This window comes from Arthrobacter sp. Hiyo1 (genome assembly GCF_001263615.2).
Classification (GTDB): Bacteria; Actinomycetota; Actinomycetes; order Actinomycetales; family Micrococcaceae; genus Arthrobacter.
Window position 1 is genome coordinate 168,680 of sequence record NZ_DF952468.1, and the last position, 5,455, is coordinate 174,134.

Annotated in this window: 4 protein-coding genes and 1 pseudogene; 4 read left to right on the plus strand and 1 reads right to left on the minus strand. The window is 65.0% G+C overall.

All coding sequences use genetic code 11. The features are described 5' to 3' along the window. Nucleotides 1-750: MFS transporter (locus AHiyo1_RS00685; protein ID WP_113990521.1), on the plus strand; the 750-nt coding region annotated here is incomplete at its 5' end. Between the two features lie 31 nt (nt 751-781). On the opposite strand, the pseudogene AHiyo1_RS00690 reads toward AHiyo1_RS00685, so the two are convergent. Beyond that, nucleotides 782-1,964 (minus strand): annotated as a pseudogene (locus tag AHiyo1_RS00690) (acyl-CoA dehydrogenase family protein). A gap of 91 nt (nt 1,965-2,055) precedes the next feature. On the opposite strand from AHiyo1_RS00690, the gene AHiyo1_RS00695 reads away from it, so the two are divergent. Genes AHiyo1_RS00695 through AHiyo1_RS00705 form a run of 3 tightly spaced genes read left to right on the plus strand, consistent with a single transcriptional unit; the run spans nt 2,056 to nt 4,895 of the window. Then, nucleotides 2,056-3,540 (plus strand): sensor histidine kinase, encoded by a 1,485-nt coding sequence (locus AHiyo1_RS00695; RefSeq protein ID WP_059387282.1) that lies wholly within the window; start codon nt 2,056-2,058, stop codon nt 3,538-3,540. Beyond that, nucleotides 3,537-4,211, plus strand: coding sequence for a response regulator (locus AHiyo1_RS00700; RefSeq protein WP_059387283.1), 675 nt, complete (start codon nt 3,537-3,539; stop codon nt 4,209-4,211). Before AHiyo1_RS00695 ends, AHiyo1_RS00700 begins: the two co-directional genes overlap by 4 nt. Before the next feature lie 21 nt (nt 4,212-4,232). Further along, the gene (locus AHiyo1_RS00705) at nt 4,233-4,895 is read left to right on the plus strand and encodes an MOSC domain-containing protein (protein ID WP_059387284.1); all 663 of its coding nucleotides are present in this window, start codon (nt 4,233-4,235) and stop codon (nt 4,893-4,895) included. Nucleotides 4,896-5,455 lie beyond the last annotated feature (560 nt).

Here is a 5,455-nt window from a genome sequence, read left to right on the forward strand (position 1 = left end):
CTCAAGAACTCACCCGCCGACGTCGGGGTCCAGCCTTACGGTGCCGAAGCAGAGGAGCCGACGACGGCGGAGCCCGCCCCGGTCCCGGAAGTCGCCGACGCTGAAGGCGCCAAGACGCCCAACGCAGCCGTGCGCGCACTGCAGGTCCTTAAGCGCGCCAGCAAAGTGCGCACGTTCTGGGCACTGGTTGCCGGTTTCGCCATCTGCGGCGCTACCACCAACGGCCTGATCGGCACCCACTTCATCCCCTCGGCGCACGACCACGGCATGCCGGAAACCACCGCGGCGGGCCTGTTGGCCGTCGTCGGGATCTTCGACATCGTGGGCACCATCGCCTCCGGTTGGTTGACGGACCGCTTCAATCCCAAGGTGCTCCTGGCTGTGTATTACCAGTTCCGCGGGGTTGGGCTGTTGGTGCTGCCCGTGCTTCTGGGCTCCACCGTGCAACCGAGCATGATCCTGTTCGTAGTGGTGTACGGCCTGGACTGGGTGGCCACCGTGCCCCCGACGGCGGCCATCTGCCGGAAGGTGTTCGGCGCGGACGGCTCGGTGGTGTTCGGGTGGGTCTTTGCCGCGCACCAGCTCGGGGCCGCTGCGGCCGCGTTGCTCGCGGGTTACATCCGCGATGCCACTGGCCACTACACCTACGCATGGATCGGCGCCGCAGCGATGTGCACGGTGGCCGCCGTCATCAGCGCCACCATCCGCAAGGACGCGGGAAAGAAGGAACCGGTTTCGGTCGGAGCCTAGCTCGCTGGGCTGGTCCCCCCCGCGCGCGGAGCTAGCGGAAAGCCGGAACGCCCGTGATGTGCTGGCCGAGGATCAGCATGTGTACCTCGTCCGTCCCTTCGTAAGTGCGCACGGATTCCAGGTTGTTGGCATGGCGCATGCGGGTAGTCCAGCGTGATGCCGTTGCCACCGAGGATGGTGCGCGCTTCGCGGGCGATCTTGATTGCCTCCCGCACATTGTTGAGCTTGCCCGCCGAGATCTGCTCCGGGTGCAGTTTGCCCGCATCCTTGAGCCGCCCAAGGTGCAGGGCGAGCAAGGTACCTTTCTGGATCTCCAGGACCATGTTCACGAGCTTTTCCTGGGTCAACTGGTAGCTGGCCAAGGGCTTGCCGAATTGCATGCGGCTTCCGGCATATTCGAGCGCGGCCTCGTAGGAGTCGCGGGCAGCGCCCATGGCACCCCAGGCAATGCCGTACCGCGCCTCGTTGAGGCAGGAGAACGGCCCGCGGAGTCCCATGGCACCCGGGAGGAGTGCCTCCGGACCCAGCCGGACGGCGTCGAACACCACATCGCACTGGATCGAGGCACGCATGGAGAGCTTCGCGTCGATGGGAGTCACGGCGACTCCCGGGGTGCCGGCCGGAACCAGGAAGCCCCGGATGCCGTCGTCGGTGTTTGCCCACACCACCATGACGTCCGCGATCGATGCCATCCCGATCCAGCGCTTCGAACCGTTCAGCACCCAGCCGGCGTCGTCACCCGTCCCGTCGCGGCGGGCAAAGCTGGCCATGGACGACGGGTCCGAACCCGCCGTCGGCTCCGTCAAGGCAAAACAGCCGATCAGTTCGCCGGCAGCCATGCGCGGGAGCCATCGTTCCTTCTGCTCTTCGCTGCCCCACTTGTGGATCGCCGTCATGGCCAGGGAGCCTTGGACGGACACGAAGGTCCGGATGCCGGAATCGCCGGCCTCGAGTTCCATGGCGGCAACGCCGTATTCGACGGCGGTGCGGCCGGGGCAGCCGTAGCCCTCCAGATGCATGCCAAGGACGCCGAGTTCGCCGAGTTCCGCCGGCAGTTCCCGCGGGAACACCGCGTCCTCGTACCAGCGGGCGATGTTCGGCCGGATCCGCTGGTCCGTGAAATCGCGTACCTTCTCGCGAAGCTCCAGTTCCTCGGAGCCCAAGAGGGAATCGAGGGCAAGGACATCGGAGGTATTCGTCGTTGAATGGCTCATGCCAGCATCCTAAGGCCGGACATGTTCCCCGCAGCGTCCTGTAAGGACCGTCGGCGCCGGCGCGGCACTTGCGCCGTGCCAGAATTGAGCCATGGCCGCCGCGGATGTGAACGCAATAGGGCTGCAGCTACCGGCAGTCAGGGGAATCGGGCGACCCCGAATTCTGGCGGGCCTGGTCCTGGCCCTGCTGCTACCCTCTGCGATCGAAGTCGTGGTATCCGCGCTGCAATACCGGAACTTCGCCATGATCATGCTCTTCCAATTGGCCGTCTCCGCCGCCGTTGCCGCGATCGGCGGGTTGTGGCCGGCGGTGGTGTCCGCCGTCCTCGGCAGCATGCTCTTGAACTACTTCTCAGCCGATCCCGTGGGCTCCCTATCCATCGCGGATCCCGCCACGCTTTTCACCCTGGTCATCTTCCTTGCTGTGGCGTGCGGCGTGGCGCTCGCCGTCGGCTTGGCGACCCGGCGGGCGCAGGAGGCCGCTCATTCCGGCGCCGAGGCGAGGGCACTGAGCGAATTGGCCCTTCGTATCCTGAGCTCGGACGGCAGCCTCGAGTCGTTCCTGGACAAAATCCGCGTCAACCTCGGCATGGAAGCGATGACGCTGCTCTCCACGTTTGACTCGCCGGACGCCACCGGACCGGGTTGGAAGGTCCTTGCAAGCTCCGGGATTCAACCGCCGGTGACCCATGCGGCCGCCGACCATGCCGCCGTCGTCGATCGCAACTACACGCTCCTGCTCAGGGGCGGACCGCTCTCCGAACAGCACCGCCGCATGCTTGCCGCGTTCGGCGCCTTCGTGGTGGCCGTGCGGGAGCGCCAGCAGCTGGTCAAGAGCAGGCAGGACAACGCGCGCCTGGCGGAAGGCAACAAGATGCGGACCTCCATCCTGCGAGCCGTCTCCCATGATCTCCGCACCCCTTTGGCGGGCATCAAGCTTGCCGTCAGCAGCCTGCGCCAGGAAGACGTGACCTTTGCTCCCGAAGACGAGCGCGAACTATTGGCCACTATCGAGGACTACGCGGACCGTTTGGATCACTTGGTGGATAACCTGCTGGACATGTCCCGTATCACCGCGGATGCCGTGAACCCGCTGCTGCGCGGACTGGGCTGGCACCAAATCCTGCCGGAGGCTTTACGCGGGGTGCCGGGGGAGCGCATACGCAACGAGCTACTGGCCAACCTTCCGTATATAGAGGCCGACGCCGGGATGCTGGAACGCGTTGTGGCGAACCTCGTGGAGAACGCGGTGAAATACGCGCCTGATTCCGATGTTGTGCTGGCGGCGCGGACCGGTGCGGGCATCATGGTGGATGGTCGGCCGGCCAGCGAACTGCGGGTGATGGACCATGGCTCGGGGATAGCGCCAGCGGCCGTGCTGGAGCTTTTCCAGCCTTTCCAACGCCTCGATGATTCTCCGTCCAGCCGGGACGGCCGCAGCGGAATCGGCCTGGGACTTGCTGTCGCCAAGGGTTTCACCGAGGCCATGGGCGGTACGCTCATGGCCGAGGCGACGCCGGGAGGCGGGCTGACCATGGTGGTCACGCTCCCTCTGTGGACGGGAGGGCGGCCATGAGCCTCGTGCTGATCGTGGAAGATGAAGCCCAGATCGCCCGGGCAATGCAGATCAATCTCCATGCCCACGGTTACCGTGCCATCAGCGTCGGCAACGGCGCAGACGCACTCAAGGCGGCTGCCCAGCAGCCCGTGGACATCGTGGTGCTCGATCTCGGCCTGCCGGACATGGATGGCGTGGACGTGATCAAGGGAATCCGCGGCTGGAGCACCATGCCCATCATCGTGTTGTCTGCCCGCCACGGTTCGGAAGACAAAGTTGAGGCCCTCGATGCCGGGGCCGACGACTACGTGACCAAGCCCTTCGGCCTTGACGAACTCCTGGCCAGGCTCCGTGCAGCCTCGAGGCGGGCAGCGCCCCGGCATGAAGCGCCGACGCTCCAGACCGCCGACTTCCTGGTTGACCTGGCCGGAAAGAAGATCACCAAAGACGGCGCGGAAGTCCGGTTGACGCCCACGGAATGGAACATCCTGGAATTGCTGGTGCGCAACGCCGGACGGCTGGTCAGCCAGCAGCAGATCCTCACACAGGTCTGGGGACAGGCCTACGCCAAGGAGACCCAGTACCTGCGTGTCTATATTGCCCAGCTCCGGCGCAAGCTCGAACGCGACCCTGCACAGCCCCGACACCTCCATACCGAGGCCGGCATGGGATATCGCTTCGATCCGTAGCTGCGTACGTAGACTGTAGTCATGGATACCGCATCGTTGCTTGCTGTTTGCCGGGTATACGAGCTCCTGCCCGATCCCGAAGGGTCGGTAGGAGTGACGGCCATTGACAAGCGCCCCGTTGACGGGCCGGTGAAGGTCCACAAGCTGGGAATCCACGGCGACATCCAGGCGAGCCGGATCCACCACGGCGGCGAGGACCAGGCGCTCTACGCGTATTCCCAGGCGGATGCCGATTACTGGGCGAATGAACTCCAGCGGGACATGCCCGCCGGGATCTTCGGGGAGAACCTCCGCGTTGCCGGAATCGAGACCAGCGGTGCGGTGATCGGCGAACGGTGGAAGATCGGCTTGGACGTCGAAGTCGAGGTCACGTCCCCGCGTGTGCCGTGCGCAACGTTCCAGCGCCGCATGAACGAACCACAGTGGGTCAAGCGCTTCACCGAAGCAGGGCGGGTCGGCACCTACCTGCGCGTAGTGAAGACCGGCACCATTTCGGCCGGTGACTACATCCACAAACTGTTTGTGCCGAAACACGGCATCACGGTGGGGCAGTGGTTCAGCAACCCCAACCTCGATGACATGCAATTGCTGCTCGACGCAGAGGCGGACGGAGAAATCCTGCTGCAGTCCGACTACCACGACTCTTTCGAAAAGCTCATGCGCCGCAACGGGGTGGACGCCTGAAGATGCCCTCGAACGGCCGTCCTGAGGGGCGGTCTTGAGGGCGCCCGGCGCGGCTTTGTGCGCAAGCTCACCGCCGCCGTCGGCAGTTATGTCGCCGCGGGACCAATCTGTGCCCTACACTAGAACTATCCCCCACTCCGGAAATCCCTTTTTCCTGCCCAATTCTTGAGGCAGGACTGGTCAGTGTTGGGGCCCGCAAAATGTGTGTGGGCAGTTTCATAGGGAGAGCCGGGCGAAGAAAACGCTGTACAGACTGCTGAGATAGCAGCCAAGAGATGCAGCGGGAAGTCCTGCCATGGGATTGCGACAGCGCCGGACTTCTTGCGAGCACCAGAGCCTTCGGGTTCTTTTGCCCGCAACGTGTACTGCGGCCAAGCCCAACCGGGCCGCGCCGACTGGCCCCCTATGGATGAGGAAACTTTCCCCTATGCCCGAAAACCTGAACGACCCGTTCGTCGCCGAGTCTGCTGAAGAAGCAGAGACCGCCGTCGAGATCGCCGAAACCGCACCCGCCGAAACCGCCGCACCCGCCGCTGAGTTCATCGAGGCTGCAGCGCCCG